The following is a 19446-nucleotide window of genomic DNA, read 5'->3' on the forward strand; positions in this document are numbered from 1 at the left end:
CAACCGCGAGCACCCCTCCGACCTGCGTACTCCACCGTCAGCAACCATGGCCACAAAGCGTCACCACCGAATGTGGGCCAGAGCCTGATTCATGACACTCCCCCGGTGGGAGCGGCGTCTGCGGCAGTCGGCGGTTGGGTGGTTACCGGGCGACGTAACCGCCGTCGACGGGGAGGGCGACGCCGATGACGAAGCCGGCGCCGGGGCTGCACAGCCACAGCACGGCCTGGGCGATTTCGTCGGCGGTGCCGAGGCGGTTGATGGGCTGGCCTGCTTCGGCCTCGGCGCGGTCGAGTTCTCCCTTGGCGATCATGCCGCTGACCATGGGGGTGTCGATGGTGCCGGGGCAGACGGCGTTGATGCGGATGCCGCGCGGGGCGTATTCGAGGGCGGCACTGCCGGTCAGGCCGATCACACCGTGTTTGGAGGCGTGGTAGGAGGCGCGGCCGGGGATGCCGACGAGGCCGCCCAGGGAGGAGCAGTTGACGATGGCACCGCTGCCTTGGGTGCGCATGTGACGCAGTTCGTGTTTCATGCTGGCCCAGATGCCCCGCAGGTTGATGGCGTGGACACGGTCGAAGACCTCGGCGGGTTCGTCGGCGGCGTCCGCCGGCGGGATCTGGATGCCGGCGTTGTTGTAGGCCATGTCGAGGCGGCCGAAAGTGTCCACTGTGCGGTCGACCGCGGCGGCGATCTGCTCCTCGTCGGTGACGTCGCAGATGATGGCGATGACATGGTGGCCTTCACCGGTGAGCTGCTCGGCGGCGGACGTCAGGGCGGCTTCGTCGATGTCGGTGAGGGCGACAGCGGCGCCGGAGGCGGCAAAGGCACGGGCGGTGGCCAGGCCGATGCCGGAGGAGGCTCCGGTGACGAAGGCGACCTGGCCGCGGAAGTCGTAGGTGGGGTTCACGGGCGTTCTCCCGAGAGGGCTGGGCGGCGGACAGAGGTCTGAGCGCGTGCCGGTACTGGGTGGGGTGGTGAAGCGGGTCCTGACCGGGTCAGGACAGTGCCTCGATGGTGATGCGGTCGGTGGTGGCGAGCCGCTCGGTGTCTCCGCTGTTGGTGAGGCGGCCCAGGATGGCCAGGCCCGGGGAGTGCTGCCCGTCGCGGTAGAAGAGGGCCAGGTTGCCCCAGGGCGCGTAGGAGGCGAGGTCGCCGGCCTTCGATGTGGCGGCGTCCGGGGCGCCGGAGGTGTCCAGCTTGCGGGGTGGGTAGGCGATCCGCTCAGTCTGGTGGAAGTCCTCCGTCTCCAAGGTGAGCGGGAGGAGGGTGGCGAGGTCGCGGGCGGCGGCGCTGTCGTTCAAGGTGGCCTCGACTCGCCGGCCGTCGATCGTCAAGCGGATGTGCACGGTGGCGTTCCTGTCGGACGGTGCGGGTGGTGTTTGGCGCGTCGAAGTCGGCTGGCGGGAAGAAGAGGACGAGGCGGACGGCGGGGCCGACGAGCCGTCGCTGCAGGCCGTCACGGCCAGTACGAGCACGGCAGCGGGAGCGGCTCGGACGGCCGCGTGAAGAAAGGCGCGGAGCACGGACTCCTCCTGTGCACTCGGGCAGTGGCTCGGCGTGGTGCTGCCTGCAGGGCCGTGGAGAGGGAGGCGGGATCGAGGACGTCGGAGGCCAAAACCCGCTGGTGGCTGGAGCGGGCCGGGTGTCAGTCGGTGGCCGGGGCTGAGGCGTACTCCTCGTCGGTGACGGGGGTCAGCCAGTGCACGACGTCGTGATCGGCGTCGCCCTCGTTGATGGCCAAGTGGACCATCAACCGGTTCGGTGCGGCGCCGTGCCAGTGCTCTTCGTCGGCCTCGAACAGGACGCGGTCGCCAGGTCGGATGACCTCGACCGGTCCGCCTCGGCGCTGGCACAGGCCGGTCCCTTCGGTGACGAAGACGGTCTGGCCCAGCGGGTGGCGGTGCCAGTGGGTGCGCGCGCCGGGCATGAAGTGCACCAGGGCGGCGCTGACCCGGGACGGGGCGGGAGCCGCGGCGACGGCGTCGATGTAGACGTCGCCGGTGAACCAGTCGGCCGGGCCCTTGACGGTGTCGATCGAGCTTCGGGTGATCTGCAAGGGCGTTCCTTCTCTGTGAGCGTCACGGGTGAGCGGACGGTACGCGAGCGCGTCGGCATGTCCGGAAACGACGCCCGTACGCGGGTGTCGGCGGAGAGGGGCGCGCGGGCGGCAGGTCAGGGCTTGAGGAGGGCCTTGATGGCGCGGCGCTCGTCCATCGCCCGGTAGCCCTCGGCGACCTGCTCCAGGGGCAGGGTGAGGTCGAAGACCTTGGCCGGGTCGATCCGGCCCTCAAGAACGCACTCGATGAGGTCGGGCAGGTAGCGGCGCACGGGGGCGGGCCCGCCGCGCAGGCCGACGTGGGAGAAGAACAGCTCCTGCCCGTCGACGGCGACGTCGTGCGGGACGCCGACGAAGCCGACGTTGCCGCCGGGCCGCGCGGAGCGCAGGGCCTGCCGCATGGCCTGGGCGGTGCCGACGCACTCCAGGACGGAGTCGGCGCCGATCCCGTCGGTGAGGTCCTTGATCCGCTGCACGCCGTCCTCGCCACGCTCGGTGACGATGTGGGTGGCACCGAACTCCCGGGCGAGGTTCTGGCGGGACTCGTGTCGGCTCATCGCCATGATCCGCTCCGCGCCCCTCTCCTTCGCCGCGATCACCGCGCACAGGCCCACCGCACCGTCCCCGACGACCACGGCGGTGGAGCCGGGTTTGACCTCGGCGGCATCGGCGGCCCACCAGCCGGTTCCCATCACGTCGGAGACGGCCAGCAGGCCGGGCCAGAACTCCTCGCCGGGCACCTCGTCGGTGGCGACCAGGGTGCCCTGGGCGTGGGGGATGCGCACGTACTCGGCCTGGCAGGTGCTCATGAACTCGCGGTTGAGGCAGTTGGACTGGAAGCCGCCCAGGCAGTTCGCGCAGGTGTTGTCCGAGGTGGCGAACGAGCCCACGACGAACTGGCCGGGCCGGACCGAGGTGACCTCGCTGCCGACCTCTTCCACGATGCCGACGTACTCGTGCCCCATCGGGTGCGCCTCGCCGATCGGCTCCAGGCCGCGATACGACCACAGGTCGGAGCCGCACACACAGGTGACGGCCGTGCGGATGACCGCGTCGGTCGGCTGGAGGATCTTCGCGTCGCCCACGGTCTCGAAGCGCACATCGCCGGGGGCGTGGATCACTGCTCCGCGCATGAGGGATTCCTTCCGTGCCGAAATATCCCGGACGCAGCCGTACCGGGCCGTCGGGTGCAGGTGCAGGGCCCCGGAACCGCGGACGAGAGCGCTGCCCGGGTGCCGGAGGCGGGGTCCGTCCGCCCACGGCCGCGGCCGGACGGGAACCACCACGTCATCCAGGTAACCCGCTCCCCGGGCGCGCAGCGAGTCACCATCAGGGGGTGTACCGGCCGTACACCCCTCCGGCCACCTGCGGGACGTACGGTCGGGGGGGTGTACAACCGTCGAGAGGTCCGCGAGTTCCTCACCTCGCGGCGCGCGAAGATCACCCCCGAGCAGGCCGGGATGCCCTCCGGCAGCCGGCGGCGCGTCCCCGGCCTGCGCCGCAGCGAGGTCGCCGCCCTGGCCGACATGAGTGTGGAGTACTACGCCAAGCTGGAGCGCGGCAACCTCGCCGGCGTCTCCCCCACCGTCCTCGAAGCCGTCGCCCGAGCCCTCCAGCTCGACGACGCCGAACGCGCCCACCTCCTCCATCTGGCCCAGGCCGCCGACGGCTCCGACGCCCTGACCCGGCCCCGCCGCCGCACCAGCCGGACGTGGACGGCGCGCCGCAGCCTGCAGTGGACCCTGGACGCCATCACCGCCGGCCCTGCGTTCGTCCGCAACGGCCGCATGGACCTGCTCGCCGCCAACCACCTCGCCCGCGCCTTCTACACGGATGTCTACGCCGCCCCCGGGAACCAGGCCAACCTCGCCCGCTTCCAGTTCCTCGACCCCGCCTCCCGCCGCTTCTACCCCGACTGGGACCAGGCCGCCGACGTCGTCGTCGCCATCCTGCGCACCGAAGCCGGCCGTAACCCCCACGACAAGGACCTGCACGACCTCGTCGGGGAACTGTCCACCCGCAGCGAGGAGTTCCGCACCCGCTGGGGCGCCCACAACGTCCGCCACCACGGCACCGGCACCAAGCGCTTCCACCACCCGGCCGTCGGCGAACTGACCCTCGCCTACGAAGGTCTCGACATGGCCGCCGAACCCGGCCTCACCCTCACCATCTACACCGCCGAACCCGGCTCCCCTTCCGAAGAGGGCCTACGCCTGCTCGCTTCCTGGGCCGCCACCCAAGAAGCGATCTCCCCCATGCGGCAGGCATCCAGCTGACGGCACTGGACGGAGGGAAATCTCGCTCCGCAGCCGCGGCGAACAGCGTGCAGGCGTGGCGGCACCACGACACCCCGATGGAGGGAAGAAGGCCAAGGAGGACGGCCCGAGTATCAGGCGGTCACCGCGGTCACCGCGGTCATCGTCGCCGACGAGCAGCGGCCGCGCTGGCCGGTGCCGCCGCTCGGCGTTGCAACGCACCTTTCGCCCAAGCCCACGGCGGAGCCGGAACCCGCACGCTTCCCTACACCACGGTGGTACACACGACCCGGTTCGAGCCTCAAGACGTCCCAGAATCCGTGACCCGCGCCCTTCCGACATGGCCACGCAGGAGATACGCGCGCCCCCACTCGGGGACGAGAGCTGGAGCCGGCTCCTGGCCTTCTCCGTCGGCGGGCGGGACACCGCTGTGCAGCAGACCGCGATCCGCGACGGAAACGTGCTGCTGATTGTCTGCGGCTCGCCCACCCTCGGCGACCGGCACCTCGACAAGGCCCTCCTCAAGGCGACAGGCCCCTGACGCCCACTCCCGACACGCTGCCCCGGCCTCGATGATCATGCCAATCAGGAACGCCGCCGGACAACCTGACAACGCCTCTGCGGGCTTTCCTCAGTGCGTGCCTGTCGTCGCAGTGCTGTAGGCGTACAGGGCGACGACGCCGACCACACAGGCGAGGGCCATCCAGGAGGCGAGGCTCATCCGTTTCCCTTTCCGCCCGGGCCGTTTCGGCTTCTCGGACCGCTTGGTCCGGGCGGGAGCCGCCGGAGCGGGCGGTGCGGCGTCGGCGGCGGTCTCGGCGAGCAGGCGGCGGCAGGCCGTGGCGAGCTCGCCGGTGCCGGCACGGAGCGGTACGACAGTCTCCGAACGCGCCGGAGCGGTGGTGCCGCCGTCGAGGATACGGCCCGCACGGAGCAGGATTTCGTCCCTGCGGCCCGAGGGGGCCAGACTGATCCAGCGCTGCACATGCTCTCCCCGGATGACCACACCCCCGGCCCGGTCCCGGTACACGGTGTGCCGGCGCCAGAGCATATCTGCCAACTGCACTGCGGTTTCTCTCAGTTGGGCACTCAAGACCCGTCCCCCAGAGCCGTACGGTCAATCGAACGGGAATCGTACTCCAGCGTCTCTGTTTCGTTCGGGGCGGCCCCGAGTGAACCGTTCCGGGTTTGATCGGGACTCTAGGTCGTGACTGTGACCTGGGGTTTCGTGGTTGCTCGGTAGTAGTTGGTCTCGTATTCGGCGGGTGGGATGTGCCCGATCTCACCGTGCAGTCGGCGGTGGCAGTACCAGTCGATCCACTCGGCGGTGGCCAGCTCGACCTCGGACAGCGTCTTCCAGGGCCGGCCGGGCTTGATCAACTCGGTTTTGAACAGACCGATCGTGCTCTCCATCAGGGCGCTGTCGTACGCATCGCCGACCGCGCAAGACCCTCGGCCGGAAGACCCCGGTCGAGGCCCTCAACGAGCAGCTACTGTTGATCCCACAGGCCGGTGTTGCGACGACCGGTTGAGTCCGGGCTGCGACCCGGCATCGGAGTGATGTATCAACTCGCCTTTTTGATAAGGACGTTGATCTCGGTCGCGCTGCCAGCGTGCCATCTCGAGGGCGTCCAGGACGAGCCGGATCTCCTTCGACGTCGCGGCGGACCAGCCGACGATACGGCGGGAGAAGGTGTCCACGACGAAGGCGACGCAGACGACCCCGCTCCACGTGGCGACGTGGGTGAAGTCGGCGACCCAGCAGCGGTTCGGGGCCGGGGCGACGAAGTCGCGGGCCACGAGGTCCGGAGCCCGTTGTGCGCTCGCGTCAGGGATCGTGATGATCACCTTCTTGCCGCGGACCGCTCCGGTGATGCCGAGCTCACACATGAGACGCTCGACGGTGCAGCGGGCCACCGCGACATCCTGGCGGTTCAGGTGCCGCCAGATCTTCCTCGCGCCGTAGACACGGTAGTTGGCCTCGTACACCTCTGTGATGAGGGTCTTCAGCTCGGCGTCGCGGACGGTGCGGGCAGCGGGCGTGGCCTGGCGTTTGTGGTGGGCGTAGTAGGTGGGACGGGGCGATCTTGCAGTCGTGGTCGGTGAGGGTCCTGCAGATCGGCTCGACGCCGCCGAAGCGGTCCCGGTGCTCGTCGATGAACGCTACGAGCGTGTGTGTGGCCGGCCGAGCTCGGCCGCGGAGAAAGAAGCCGCGGCCTTGAGGGTCTCGTTCGCCCACTTCAGCTCGGCGTTCTCCTTCTTCAGCCGCTTCAGCTCGGCGGACTCCTCCATCGTCGTCCCCGGCCGGGTGCCGGCATCGATCTGGTCCTGCCGTACCCACGTGCGCAGGGTCTCGGTCGTGCCGATGCCCAGCTTCGCGGCGACCGCTTTCCTCGCGGCCCACTCGGTGTCGTACTCCGGCCGCACCTCGGCGACCATCCGCACCGCACGGCGGCGCGGCTCAAACGGGTACGGGGAAGGACGTGCCATGACTCGGTCCTCTCAAATGTATCGAGTCCCTACCGAACCCGGAACGGTTCACTCAGCACCTCACGCCGCTCGCTGACGAGGGGGTCGCCACACAGCCAAGCGGACCAGACGTGGTCCGGTGGGCCGTGGCGGCCTGCCTCCAGCTCGTAGAGCTCGGCGTCGATCGACGATTTCGGCAGCTTCTCCGCGTTGGCGCCCGTTGTGGCTGCTGTTCGCAGGCAACTGCGCCTACGGGCGCACGGGCCTGACCGCCGGACGCCCGGCTCGACCTGGCGGACGCACTGTTCGACGTACGCGCCGTCTACGGCGGCCGCCGGGCCGGGGCACGCCTGATCGGCGCTGGCGGGGCCCCTGTCCCGATCGCCGTTCCACGCGGCGGTACGGACGAAGCGGGTACGGATCAAGGGCATCAGCCCCGGCACCCCGCTCGCGTACGACGGTGAGACCGCGGAAGAAGCCGGGGGCAACGAACGTGACGCTGTCCAAGCTCCACGAGGGCCTGCGGGTCTACCGTCCCGTCCGGTGACCGTCCCCTTCCCGCCACCGTCCCCGCGGTAGCGACCGACTTGCCGCTCGAAGCCTACGACGCGGGCCGATGGACCGTGGCGCCGAAATATCCCGGGCTTCGTCAGTGTTCCCGGATACGGGCACGGTCGGCGTTCGGCGTGCCCGCTCCACGTGCCTGTGTCTGTCTCTCCGAGAGGTCTGCTACCCGTGACTGTCCCACTCTCCATCCTCGACCTGGCGCAGATCGGCGAGGGCGAAACCGCCGCCGACAGCTTCCAGGCCAGCGTGACCATGGCCCAGCACGCCGAGGAGTGGGGCTATCGGCGGATCTGGTATGCGGAACACCACAACATGCCGACCATCGCGTCCTCGGCGACCAGCGTGCTCATCGCGCACATCGCCGCGCACACGCGGACCATCCGCCTCGGCGCCGGCGGCATCATGCTGCCCAATCACGCACCGCTGCCGATCGCCGAACAGTTCGGAACCCTGGCGACGCTGCACCCCGGCCGCATCGACCTGGGCCTGGGCCGGGCACCGGGCAGCGACCAGCAGACGATGCGTGCGCTGCGCCGCGACCCCAGGTCGGCGGACACCTTCCCGCAGGACGTGCTGGAGTTGCAGGGCTACCTGGCAGGTGAGTCCCGCATCCCAGGTGTCGACGCCACACCGGGCAAGGGCACCAACGTGCCGCTGTACATTCTCGGTTCGTCCCTGTTCGGCGCGAAGCTCGCCGCCGCACTCGGGCTTCCGTACTCCTTCGCCTCCCACTTCGCCCCGAACGCGCTGCGGGACGCCGTCGCCCTCTACCGGCGCGAATTCCAGCCGTCGGCGCAACTGGACAAGCCGTACGTCATCGCCGGCGTCAACGTCATCGCGGCGGACACGGCGGAAGACGCCCAGGAGCATTTCCACGCCACGAAGCGCCACCGCGTGACCCAGATGCTCGGCCGAGGCGGCCGGACGTTCACGCCGGAGGAGGCGGACATGATCCTCGAGACCCCCGCCGGACAGCAGGTCCTGCACATGCTCCAGTACACCGCCGTCGGCAACCCCGCCGAGGTCAAGGATTACCTGGATCGCTTCACCGAGCTCGCCCAGGCGGACGAGCTGATCATCGTGTCCTCGGCCATCGACAGGAAGGCCTGGCTGAGGTCGCTGGAGCTGCTGGCGGAAATCAGCGGACAGGCATCCGCCTGACGGGCCAGGGAACTGTCGAAAAATAACTCCTCGGTTCCGGGTGCGGGTTCAGCCGACGGCCACACCCTCTCGACGTCGTCGGTCGAACGTGCCCTGCGCAGACGGGACCTGCTCCAGCCCATCGACTACCAGGGCGAACGCCTCGAGCTCGCCCGGGCCCGCAAGGCGGCTTTCGCCGACCCGCCGGTGCGGCCGAACGAGGTGTGGCAGCTGGACTTCTCCGAGTACGAGACGACCAGCGGCGGGATCTGGCGGCCGGCCGGGGTCACCGACTACTTCACCACGTACGAACACGGTTGGCACATCACCTCGACCTGCACCGGCACTGACGCCATCGAGGCTGTGAAGACCGCGATCAGGGAGGCCGAGCGCCTCGGCGGCGCTCCGCCGGCCGAGGCGCTGTCCCGCGCTACCGACACCGGCGAGATCCGCCGGATCAAGCTGGTCACCGACAACGGTGCGGCGTTCAAGGGCGCCGCGTTCGCCCGGTTCACCGCCTCCCGGCCCGAGCTGCTGCATATCCGCGCCCGCGCGAAGAGCCCGGGCCGGAACGGGGCGCGTGAGCGGGCCTTCGGCTCGCTGAAGTTACGAGCACCTCTACCACCTGGAGATCGAGGACCTCAGCATGCTCGTCCGCGAGGCCGAACACCACCGGCGCGTCTTCCACCACATCCGCCCGCATGAGGCCCTCACCAGTCACCGCCCGATCGAGATCTGCAACGACCCGACCCTGCATCCCAACTTTCAAATCAAGATTTCTGTGCCACAACCTTGACGCGGGACAACCCACTCCGCTCTCTCACCCTCGCGACAGTGGACCGACACCCCAAGAACAGCCCCGACCAGCAAAACCCCCCGCGATCAACTGTCCCTCACCACCACTGCCCCGACACCGAGAGATCGCAGGTCACCCCGCCATACATGCGATATGCACCCAACTCCCAGTTTTTGCACGACACTTGTGGAATTACGGTGAAGGGAGATTTACTCGCGCCAGGCCGAAAACCGGGGGGTACCAATGCAGCGGTTGTCCAGGCATGTCCTGACTGTGCTATGGGGGGCTTGAGATGCCTCCCACTCCATTCGATGCCGCGGGGCGCCTTTGGTACTCGCCGGCCCGGTGGTCCGCCGGGTCGACGCGGAGAGCGCCACCGTCTGGGTGGCCCTGAAGGCCCCCCGCAAGGTGACGCTCGAGGTCCGCGAGGGCGCCGCCGGCGACCCCGCGGCGCCGCCACTGCTCCAGGGCACCCGGGTGACCGCCCGGATCGGCGAGCACCTGCACCTGGTCGCGGTCACCGCGACCGGTGACGCGCTGCGGCCGGGGACGCTGTACCGCTACGCGATGCGCTTCTCCGAGGACACCGCCACGCCGTCCGCGCCGGCCCCGGCCACCGCCCCGGACCTCTTCGCCGCCGGCGTCGTGGCGGCCACCCCCGAGGAGGCCCGCCGCCGGCTGGTCTACGAGGAGGCCCCCGGCGCCCCCGCCGCACCCGGGTTCGTCACCCCGCCGGACAACGCGGCCAGGCTGCGGATCTTCCACACCGCCAATCGCAAGCCGCACGGCGACGGCCCGGACGCGCTCTCGCTCCTCGACCAGGTGCTGCGCGCCGACGCCGGTTCGGCCGCGACCCGCCCCCAGCAGCTCTTCCTGACCGGCGACCAGATCTACGCCGATGACGTCGCCGAGGCGATGCTGCACCTGTGCACCACGCGCGGACGGGCGCTGCTGGGCCGGGACGAGACCTTCCCGGGCCTGCCCGACCCGGAGCGCGCCCTGCACCCCGGCTTCCGCCGCAAGCCCGCGCGGGAGCTCTTCGGGGTCACCACGCACCGGTGCGACAGCCACCTGCTGCGGTTCTCCGAGTTCTGCGCCATGTACCTGCTGGCCTGGTCGGACGTGCTGTGGCCGGAGTTCCCCCGGGGCCGGGCGGCGGGGTCGCCTCCCTCTTCACGGAGGTCCACCCGGACGTCGCCGCCGCCCTCGGGGTGCCGGAGGGCGAGCGGCTGCCCGCCGAGATCGTCGGCCCCGAGTACTGGAGCGAACTGGACGCCGTCCGCAAGCGCTTCCTCGACGACGCCGCCAGGCTCGACGTCTTCCGCCAGAACCTGGTCGCGGTCCGCCGGGTGCTGGCCAACGTGCCCACGTACACCGTCCTGGACGGCCACGACGTCACCGACGGCTGGTTCACCACCGCCCGCTCGGTGACCGGCCTGTCGGGCTCCCCGCTCGGCCGCCGGCTGCTGGGCAACGCGCTCGCCGCGTACGCCGTCTTCCAGGGCTGGGGCAACACCCCCGAGCAGTTCGCCGCCGACGGGCCGGCCGGTGCGCCCGGCCGCGATCTGCTCGCCGCGCTCGCCGCCCCGGACCCCACCGCCGACGCGCCCGCCCGCGCCCTCGCCCTGCGTACCGGCATACCGCGTGGCCTGGCAGCCGGGACGGTGGACCGCGAGGCGGGCGCCCTGACCTGGCACTACACCGTCTCCTGGCCGGCCCACCAGGTCTGCGTGCTGGACACCCGCACCGACCGGTTCTACCCGGGCGGCCCGGACTCCCCTTCGGAGCCGCTGTACGGCGACCGGCCGTTCGCGGCCATGGTCGACCCGGCCGGGGACACCGGGCTGGACAAGGTCACCCTGCTGGTCTCGGCGGCCCCGGTGGTCGGCCACCCCTACCTGTCCGGCTTCGCCACCCCCGCGCTGCGGGCGCTGCGCGGCGACGCCGCCGACCTGGTCGCGGACAAGGACGGCTGGGGCCACCGCAAACGCGCCTTCGAGGCGCTGGTCGCCCGGCTGCTGGCCAACGCGGCCGCGGACGGCGGCGGCGTGCGCCGGCGGCGGGTGGTGGCCCTCTCCGGCGACACCCGGTTCGGCTTCGCCGCCCGTTTGTCGTACGAGGCGTCCGCCGCCTTCCAGCGCCCCGGCACCGGGAACGTCCGCGGGGTGATCGCCCAGCTCACCGGAGGATCCGCGCACGACGAGCACGAGGGTTCGCTCTGGCTGCACAGCAACGGATTCCAGGAGCGGGCGAAGACCCTCCCCTCGGTCCGGCGGGTGGCGTGGGCCAACGACGACGAGGGGGTGATCGACGCCGGTCAGGAGCCGGACCCGTCCCGTCCGGGACAGTTCGTCCGCTGGCGCGCGGGGGGCTTCCCCGCCGTCACCGAAGTGGGCCCCTCGCACAGCCTGGAGCAGGACCCGGACTGGCGCTACCGGGTCGACTTCTACCGGCACGAGGACCCGGACCGGCTGCGCCCGCCCGCCGGCGCCCCGCAGCCCGTCACCTTCCCCGCCGAGGACGCCGCCGTGCGCGGCCGCTCGCTGCGCTGGTACGTCCGTGCCGCGCAGAACCACTCCGGCTTCCGGGACCGGTTCGGCGAGGGCAAGCAACTGGTGGGCCGCAACAACCTCGGCGAGATCCAGTTCACCTGGAAGGACGGCGACGCCAAGTCGGTCGTCCAGACGCTCTGGTGGCGGATACCCGGCGAGGAGCAGGGCGCCCCGCTGACCCGTCTCGCGGTGCCGCTGGACGTCGGCCAGCCGCCGTCGCTGCCGGTCGAGAACCTGCCGGAGCTTTACCACAACCGCAATCTCGAGGAGGGCGAGGTCGACGACGGCGAGACGCACGACGTCCTCGACCTCCAGCGCGACCTGCAGGAGCTCGGCTTCCTGATCGTGCTGGACCGCACCGGCCGCTTCGACCGTTCGGTGCGGTGGGCGGTACGAGAACTGCAGACGTACGCCAAGCGGGGGCGGATCGCGCGGGTGGCGACCGCGTTCACCCGGCTCGCGGAGGCACTGCCCGCGACCGCGACCAGCCTCCGGGTGGACTCCGCGGAGGGCTTCCCCGCCGCCCCGTTCCGGGTCCGGATCGGCTTCGAGAACCTGGAGGTCACCGAGGTCGCCGGCACCACCTGGACGGTCGTCCGCGGCAAGGAGGACACCGGCGCGGCCGGCCGACCCCGTGGGCGAGGGCGTCACCTGGCTGCCGCGCGACACCAGCGTGCCGGACGACCGGCAGTGGTACGGGTACGGCTCCACGCTGGAGCCGGTCGAGGTCCCCGAGGCCCGCAGGTACACCGGCCGGGTCAGCGGCTACGTCGACGCGGCGACCCGGGAGACGATCGCCCGCTGGAAGGTGAACCACTGGCGCTGTCCCGTGGTCGTCGAGTCGTGGGTGCTCGAAGCGTCAGGGGTCAAACGGCGCGTGCAGACCATCGCCCGGCGCGCCGCCGCCGGCGGCGTACCGGAACGCCCCGCCCGCATCGCCGACAACCTGTGGCGCTGGGACGACACCATCAATCCCGAGGGTGTCCGGCTGCGCACCTGCGTGCGGGACTTCTCCGACCGCTGGACCCGGCCCGCCGCCCGTCCGGCGGACACCGCCGAACGCGACCGGTGTACCGGGATCGGCCGCCGCACCACCTACAAGGACCCGCGCGGCACCGACAACGACCCGGACCGCCCGATGAACGGTCCCGTGGCTCTCCCCGAGCGCAACGACTGCTGGCCCGAGGCGGAGATCCTGCCCGATCGGCTCACCGACCGTGCGCTCGCCGCACTGGCCCCCTCGACCCTGGCCACCTTCAAGGTGATCCGCGCGGTCGCCGAGGTGGAGGCACTCGGCTTCTTCGACGCCGTCAATTGCTACGACCACGCCTTCGCCTCGCTGGGGCTGTGCCACTGGACCCTCGGCGCCCGCGTATGGCAGCCGAACAACACCGCCCGCAGGCCCCGCGAGGAGTGGGACGCCGAGGAGGGCGAACTGTGGGCGTTCCTGGCCTATCTGCGCACCAGTGACGAGGCGGCCTACAACCAGCTCCTCGGCGACTGCGGCATCGCCCCGGACCGCGCCTGGACCGGGGACGGCAGGACGGCGGCGCCGGGCCAGGACCGGCTGTGGGTACGAGACCTGCGCAAGTACACGGCCTTCGGCACGGCCACCGACCGCACCGGCGCGGCGCGGCCGCTCACCGGCTTCACCGCCCCCGCGGGCAGCGGCGTGCTGACCTACGGCCGCTACGGAGAGCAGGAGTTCTTCAAGACCTGGCACTGGTTCCACCGGTTCGTCATGGCGGCCCGCACCAGCGCCCCGTTCCAGCGGGCGATGTGGGACATGGCACGCATCCGCCTGCGGGACATCCTGACCACTCCCTGGAACGCCCCGGCGGACAACCCCGCGCCGATGGACCCGGGGGTCACCATCGGCGACGTCTTCCGCTCGGAGAAGACGGTCGCTCTGATCCACCGGTGGCACGTCTTCTCCCCCGCCTCCGTGTGCCGCCGCAACAGCACCGGGGTCGCCGCCACCACGCTCCAGAGGGTCGTCGTCACCGCCCGCGCCAACCGTCCCGACCTCGTCTGGGGGACGAACCCGGCGGGGTGGACGGTGGACCACGAGGAGGCCCTGGCCGCCGCTGCTCTGGAACGCAACCCGGACCCGGTCCCCGCCGCCGGTGTGACGCCCCCGGACGACGACCCCACCGACAATGTGTTCCCCCAGCCGGCCCAGGCCCACCCGGCCGACCACGGGGGCCACCGGCACTCCCGCGACCCCGGGCACACGCTGCGCTACGTCGACGACTGGCCGTACTGGTACGCGCCGACCGAGACGCCCGCGCAGCAGCAGGCGCGTAACCCGCGCAACTACACGCTGCCTCTGGGCGACCTCGACGCGGACGGGGCCACCCTCCGCACCGACCGCGACTTCCAGCTCGACACCGACGGTCTGCCGTAGCGACAGCCCGCCGTAGACGGGAGATCAACATGACCACCGCACCTCCCGCCCTGCCCGGGGCCCCCGATCCGGGCGACGGCAACGCCCAGGCCCTGCTCGTCCGCGAGGTCGAGCGGCTGCTGGAGCCGCTGCTCGCCGCCGCCGGTGACGAGTGGCACCTGGATGCCCTGCTGGACGCCCTCGGCTGGGACCTCTCCGCGCTCCCCGGCACCGGGGCCGACCTCACCGACTGGCTGAAGCACGTCACCGCCGCCGCCGGCGCGGTCACCGACCTGCTCCAGGACCCGCCCGACTCGCTGGACGACCTCGGCCGGGTGCTGACCGCCGCCTCGGCCGCCTTCTCCGCCGTCCGCGGCCTGCCGCCCGCGCTCGCGGCGCTCGACGCCGAGGTGCTGGCGCGCGACGTGATGGACCACCTCGTCGTCGCGTACCTGGTCCGCCACCACCCCGTGCTGCACCAGGTCCTGGTGCTGCTGGGCGTCGTCGTCGCCGCGGAGGACGCCGAACCCGAGCCGGGGCTGATCGTCGACGGGGTGGCGCTGCGCCGCCCTCGCGCCCGCTCGCGGGTGCGTCCCGAGCGGCTGGTCGACCTGGTCTCCGACCCGGTCGGCGTGCTGCGCGCCGACTACCTGCCGAACGGTCTGGCCACCGAGGCGGACGCCGACGCCCTCGCCACCCTGCTGCTGCCCCGGCTCGGCGCGCTGCTGCACGCCCTGGGCGTCCCCGCTCTCGTCGGGGTCCCCGATGTGGACGACGACACCGACCTGGACGAGAACAGCGTCGCGCTGGGCCGCCGCATGCTCACCCTCACCCACCGGGTCGGCGGCGCGGACCTCGGCGCGGAGCTGGGTCTGACGATCGCGCTGGCCTCCGGGGAGACGGGCGACCTCGGCGTCGTCCTGGTGCCGAGCGGTGCGGTCGCGGTCGAGCAGCTGCTGGGCCGCTGGGGGCTGCACGTGGACCTCGCCGCAGCCGGTCCCGGCCTGGCGATCGGCCCGCACGGCGTCACCCTCTCCGACGACGCCCTCGGCCACGTGGGCCTGCGCGCCGAGCTGCGCACCGTCCAGGACGGGCAGCCCGCCCTGCGGCTCGGCTCGGTCGGCGGCACCCGGCTGGAGATCGGCTCGGTCCGCATCCGGCTGGCCGCCGAGCTCGACGCCACCGGCGACGACGGCCCCGCCCCGACCCCGGCCGAACTCCTCGACCGCGCCGAGGTGGAGATCGGCGTCACCGCCGAGCAGGCCGCCCTGGTGGTGGTACCCGGCGACGGCGACGGCTTCCTGGCGAGCGTGCTGCCCGCCGAGGGGCTGCGCGCCGCGTTCGACCTCGGGCTGGTCTGGTCCCGCCGCAAGGGGCTGCACCTGCACGGCTCGGCCGGTCTGGCCGCCGAGCTGCCGGTGCACTTCCGCCTCGGCCCGCTGGAGGTCCAGGGCGTCCAGCTCGGCCTCACCGCCGACGAGGACGGCCTGCGCGCCACCGTCACCGGAACCGCCCGCCTCACCCTCGGACCGGTCACCGCGACCGTCGAACGGATGGGCTTGGCCGCCGAGTTGATCCCGACTCCCGGACGGGACGGCAACCTCGGCGCGCTCTCCGCCGGCGCCGGATTCGAACCGCCCAAGGGAGCGTCGCTGAGCATCGCGGCCGGACCGGTCACCGGCGGCGGCTACCTCTTCTTCGACGCCGACCGCGAGCAGTACGCCGGAGCGCTCGCCCTGCAACTGCGGGGCATCGCCCTCAAGGCGGTCGGCCTGCTCACCACCCGGATGCCGGGCGGCGAGGACGGCTTCTCGCTGCTGGTGATCGTCAGCGCCGAATTCACGCCGGTCCAGCTGGGGTTCGGCTTCACCCTCAACGGCGTGGGCGGCCTGATCGGCGTCAACCGCGGCGTGAACACGGACGCGCTACGCGCCGGGCTGCGCACCGGGGCACTGGACTCGGTCCTCTTCCCGGCGGACCCGCTGGGCCGGGCCGCCGAACTGGTCACCACGCTCGGCTCGGTCTTCCCGGCCACGCCCGGACGGCACGTCGTCGGCCCGATGGCCCGGATCGGCTGGGGCACGCCCACGCTGCTGACCATCGACGTCGGCCTGCTGCTGGAACTGCCCGCGCCGCTGCGCCTCGCCCTCCTCGGCCGCCTGCACCTGGCGCTGCCGACCGAGGAAGAGGCGGTCGTCGTCGTCAATGTCGACATCCTCGGCACCCTCGACTTCGACCGCGCCGAGGCCGCCGTCGACGCCTCGCTGCGCGACTCGCGGATCGCCGGGTTCGCCCTCACCGGCGACCTGGCGATGCGCGCCGACTGGGGCGACCGGCCCGCCTTCGCGATCTCGGCGGGCGGCTTCCACCCCCGCTTCCAGCCGCCGCCGGACTTTCCTCAGCTGCGGCGTCTGGCACTGTCGTTACTCAACGGCGACAACCCGCGGATCCGGCTCGAGGCGTACTTCGCGCTGACCTCCAACACCGTCCAGTTCGGCGCCCGGCTGGAGCTGTACGCGGCGGCGCTGGGGTTCAGCGTGCAGGGCATGCTGTCGTTCGACGCGCTGGTGCAGTTCGAGCCGTTCGGCTTCGCGGTCGACATGGCGGGAAAGTTCGCGCTGAAGCGCGGCAGTTCGACCATCATGGCGGTCGGTGTCGAGGTCGCGCTGTCCGGCCCGAGGCCGTGGCACGCGCACGGCCGGGCCCGGTTCGAGATCCTCTTCTTCAGCGGGGAGATCTCTTTCGACCGCACCTTCGGGAAGAGCGCCCCGCCGCCCGAGCTGCCCGCCGCCGTGGAGGTCGCGGCGCTGCTGGAGGCCGCGCTCGCCGACCCGAGGAACTGGACCGCCCAGCTGCCGGGCGCGGGCGACAGCGTGGTGACGCTGCGGGAGGTCCCGCACGAGGAGGGTGTGCTGCTCGCCCACCCGCTGGGCTCCCTCGCCGTCACCCAGCGCGTCGTCCCGCTCGACGTCACCCTGGAGCGCTACGGCCGGGTTCCGGTAGCCGGTCCGGACCGGCTCACCATCAGCTCGATCACCGTGCGCAGCGCCCCCGGCGGCGACGCCGACCCGCTGGACACCACGGAGACCCGGGAGTACTTCGCACCCGCGCAGTACCGCGAGCTGAGCGACGACCAGAAGCTGTCCCGGCCGTCCTTCGAGGAGCTCCCGGCCGGCCGCACCGCGGCCCGCGCCACTGGACCGGGCCGTGACCGGGCCGGGCTGGTACAGGCCGAGGTCGACTACGAGGAGGTGCTGATCGACGGCCCCGCCGCCGCGGCGCCGGCCGCGCTGCGCGCCACCACCCTCGCCGCCCCGGCCGCACCCGCCTCCGGCGTCCTCGCCGGGGAGACCCTGCTGGCCCGCACGGCGGCGTCGCCCGCCGCCCGCGCCACCACCCGGCACGCCGGGAAGGCCCGCTTCGCGGCGTCCGCCCGCCGCCTCACGGTGTGCGACACCGGCTGGAGGGTCGACGGAACACCCGCGTCCCTGAACGCCCGGACCTCCGCACCGCGTCCGACCACCTGGACCGAGGCCGACGAGTTGCGCCGGACCCTGCTGCGGAACGCCGCGCCCCGGGCCGGGGCCGTACAGGCGGCCGCCCACCCCAGTAACGACCCCGCGACCGCCGCGCTGCGGATCGTCGTAGTCCCCGGAGGAGAGCGATGACCGGCGGCCTGACCTTTCTGTCCTGGGTGCGCGAGGGGCTCGGCGCCGACGGCGGCGCCCCCGACCCGCTGAGCGGCGCGCTGCCCGCCCGTACCACCGTCACCCTGCACCCCCGCGTCAACACGCGCGACGAACTGACCGTCCCGGCACGGTTGTTCGGCCCAGGCGACGTCACCGGGATCGACCCACGCCAAGTCCTCCAGGTGTTCCCGCCGCCCGGCACCCCGGACGCGGAGCCGCACCTGTTCGCCTCGGTCGAGTTCGACCGGCCCGACCTGCCGTGGATGTTCAGCCCGGCCGCCCCGGACGGGCAGGGCCGGCTCCGGCCCTGGCTGGCCCTGGTCGTGGTGGAGGACGCGCACGCGTCGGTGGAGCCCTCCCCCGGCGGCGGCCTGCCCCGGCTGACCTGCGACCCGGACGAACTGCCCGACCTCGCCGAGTCATGGGGGTGGGCGCACGCCCAGGTCGTCACCGACGGCGACCTCGGCGACGGGGCGATCGACGCACTGCTCACCGGGGACCCGGACCGCACGCTGTCCCGGCTGCTCTGCCCCCGCCGCCTCGCGTCGGACACGTCCTACCTGGCGGCCGTGGTGCCCGCCTTCGAGGCGGGCCGCCTGTCCGGTCTGGGGCGGGACCTGCCGGCGGCCGACCGGGACCACCTGCGGCCCGCCTGGCCCCCGTTGGAGAGCGCTCAGCCGTGGCAGCTGCCGGTCTACCACCACTGGCGGTTCACCACCGGCCTGGACGGCGACTTCGAGTCGCTGGTCCGCGACCTCACCCCGCGGGCCCTGCCCGGCAAGGTCGGCACCCGCCCGTTGGACGTCGGCCGGGCCGGCAACGGCCTGCCCGAGCTGCGCGAGGGCGCCCCCGGCCGGATCGTCGATCTCCAGGGGGCGCTGGCCACCGCCGGCACCGAGCCGCTGCCCTGGCACGCCGGGACCGCGGACGACTTCGCGGACGCGTACACGGAGATCCTCGACGGCTCCGCCCCGGCCTCCGGCGGCGGGGAGGGCCCGGAGCTCACCCCGCCGGTCTACGGCGCGGCCCAGGCCGGCGGCCGGAACGCCGTGACCACGAACGGCGGGACCAAGCTGCCCAGTCCGCAGGCCGGGCCGTACTGGCTGCGCGAGCTCAACCTCGACCCCCGGCACCGGGTGGCCGCCGCGCTCGGCGGGGAGGTGGTCCGCCGCCACCAGGAGGACCTGGTGGCGGCCGCCTGGGACCAGGCCGCCGAGATCCGCCGAGCCAACGACGCGCTGCGGCAGGGGCAGTTGGCGCGCACGGTCGCCGACAGCCTGCACCGCAGGCTGGCCGGGGCGGCCGGCGACGACCGGGCGGACGCCCGGCTGCTGCAGATCACCGCCGCGGCGCGCGCCGCGGTCGCCTACGGGGCGGGCACGGCGGCGGGCGAGACGGCCCGCAACCAGGAGGCCGCGGCCGCCCTCTCCCCGCCTTCCGGAAACTCCTGCGCCCCGGCGGCCCGTTCACCGCGAAGACCGGCACCGCCGCCGACGCCACCGCCGCGGCGCTGGCCGGGCAGCTGACCCGGCG

Annotated in this window: 13 protein-coding genes and 3 pseudogenes; 10 read left to right on the plus strand and 6 right to left on the minus strand. The window is 72.5% G+C overall.

The annotated features are described in order from the left end of the window. Positions 1–142: 142 nt before the first annotated feature. The 4 genes from WJ438_RS03145 to WJ438_RS03160 form a co-directional block, all read right to left on the minus strand. Complete coding sequence (locus WJ438_RS03145; protein ID WP_406723858.1) at positions 143–910, minus strand: SDR family NAD(P)-dependent oxidoreductase; 768 nt, start codon at positions 908–910, stop codon at positions 143–145. An 88-nt stretch (positions 911–998) separates the two neighbouring features. Further along, complete coding sequence (locus tag WJ438_RS03150; RefSeq protein WP_406723859.1) at positions 999–1349, minus strand: cyclophilin-like fold protein; 351 nt, start codon at positions 1347–1349, stop codon at positions 999–1001. A gap of 299 nt (positions 1350–1648) precedes the next feature. Continuing rightward, on the minus strand, positions 1649–2059 hold the full coding sequence (locus WJ438_RS03155; protein WP_406723860.1) for a cupin domain-containing protein: 411 nt from the start codon (positions 2057–2059) through the stop codon (positions 1649–1651). Between the two features lie 116 nt (positions 2060–2175). Next, positions 2176–3192 carry a zinc-dependent alcohol dehydrogenase family protein gene (locus WJ438_RS03160; protein WP_406723861.1) on the minus strand — a complete coding sequence of 339 codons (1017 nt, stop codon included), beginning with the start codon at positions 3190–3192 and terminating at the stop codon, positions 2176–2178. Between the two features lie 255 nt (positions 3193–3447). Here WJ438_RS03160 and WJ438_RS03165 point away from each other — a divergent pair, with 255 nt between their 5' ends. Further along, positions 3448–4335: a helix-turn-helix transcriptional regulator gene (locus WJ438_RS03165; RefSeq protein ID WP_406723862.1), complete on the plus strand. Its 888-nt coding sequence runs from the start codon at positions 3448–3450 to the stop codon at positions 4333–4335. A 319-nt stretch (positions 4336–4654) separates the two neighbouring features. Then, positions 4655–4855 carry a hypothetical protein gene (locus tag WJ438_RS03170; protein WP_406723863.1) on the plus strand — a complete coding sequence of 67 codons (201 nt, stop codon included), beginning with the start codon at positions 4655–4657 and terminating at the stop codon, positions 4853–4855. A 90-nt stretch (positions 4856–4945) separates the two neighbouring features. Here the strand turns inward: WJ438_RS03170 and WJ438_RS03175 are convergent, their stop codons facing one another. Beyond that, a complete protein-coding gene (locus tag WJ438_RS03175; RefSeq protein ID WP_406729573.1) occupies positions 4946–5365 on the minus strand; it encodes a hypothetical protein in 420 nt (139 codons plus the stop codon). A 149-nt stretch (positions 5366–5514) separates the two neighbouring features. Further along, positions 5515–6804 (minus strand): annotated as a pseudogene (locus WJ438_RS03180) (IS3 family transposase). 148 nt (positions 6805–6952) lie between these two features. On the opposite strand from WJ438_RS03180, the pseudogene WJ438_RS03185 reads away from it, so the two are divergent. From WJ438_RS03185 to WJ438_RS03220, 8 genes and pseudogenes are all read left to right on the plus strand, one after another. After that, positions 6953–7330, plus strand: a pseudogene (locus tag WJ438_RS03185) (phosphoesterase); the annotation flags it as partial. Between the two features lie 188 nt (positions 7331–7518). Continuing rightward, positions 7519–8511 (plus strand): LLM class flavin-dependent oxidoreductase, encoded by a 993-nt coding sequence (locus WJ438_RS03190; RefSeq protein WP_406723864.1) that lies wholly within the window; start codon positions 7519–7521, stop codon positions 8509–8511. Between the two features lie 186 nt (positions 8512–8697). Continuing rightward, positions 8698–9195, plus strand: a complete 498-nt coding sequence (locus WJ438_RS03195) for a hypothetical protein (RefSeq protein ID WP_406723865.1) — start codon at positions 8698–8700, stop codon at positions 9193–9195. A gap of 418 nt (positions 9196–9613) precedes the next feature. Beyond that, on the plus strand, positions 9614–10717 hold the full coding sequence (locus WJ438_RS03200; protein WP_406723866.1) for a hypothetical protein: 1104 nt from the start codon (positions 9614–9616) through the stop codon (positions 10715–10717). Positions 10718–11103: 386 nt separating this feature from the next. Next, positions 11104–12237 (plus strand): annotated as a pseudogene (locus WJ438_RS03205) (peptidoglycan-binding domain-containing protein); the annotation flags it as partial. An 883-nt stretch (positions 12238–13120) separates the two neighbouring features. Next, positions 13121–14245 (plus strand): hypothetical protein, encoded by a 1125-nt coding sequence (locus tag WJ438_RS03210; RefSeq protein WP_406723867.1) that lies wholly within the window; start codon positions 13121–13123, stop codon positions 14243–14245. A 29-nt stretch (positions 14246–14274) separates the two neighbouring features. Further along, on the plus strand, positions 14275–17892 hold the full coding sequence (locus tag WJ438_RS03215) for a DUF6603 domain-containing protein (protein ID WP_406723868.1): 3618 nt from the start codon (positions 14275–14277) through the stop codon (positions 17890–17892). After that, complete coding sequence (locus WJ438_RS03220) at positions 17889–19439, plus strand: hypothetical protein (protein WP_406723869.1); 1551 nt, start codon at positions 17889–17891, stop codon at positions 19437–19439. Before WJ438_RS03215 ends, WJ438_RS03220 begins: the two co-directional genes overlap by 4 nt. Positions 19440–19446 lie beyond the last annotated feature (7 nt).

The organism is Streptomyces sp. GD-15H (assembly GCF_045291515.1).
In the GTDB taxonomy this organism is placed as follows: Bacteria; Actinomycetota; Actinomycetes; order Streptomycetales; family Streptomycetaceae; genus Streptomyces.

Bases quoted from the DNA above. Each gene is read 5' to 3' on its own strand.
- WJ438_RS03175 (WP_406729573.1), bottom strand. From the start codon at position 5,365: ATGCTCTGGCGCCGGCACACCGTGTACCGGGACCGGGCCGGGGGTGTG.
- WJ438_RS03170 (WP_406723863.1), top strand. From the start codon at position 4,655: ATGGCCACGCAGGAGATACGCGCGCCCCCACTCGGGGACGAGAGCTGG.
- WJ438_RS03220 (WP_406723869.1), top strand. From the start codon at position 17,889: ATGACCGGCGGCCTGACCTTTCTGTCCTGGGTGCGCGAGGGGCTCGGC.
- WJ438_RS03160 (WP_406723861.1), bottom strand. From the start codon at position 3,192: ATGCGCGGAGCAGTGATCCACGCCCCCGGCGATGTGCGCTTCGAGACC.
- WJ438_RS03215 (WP_406723868.1), top strand. From the start codon at position 14,275: ATGACCACCGCACCTCCCGCCCTGCCCGGGGCCCCCGATCCGGGCGAC.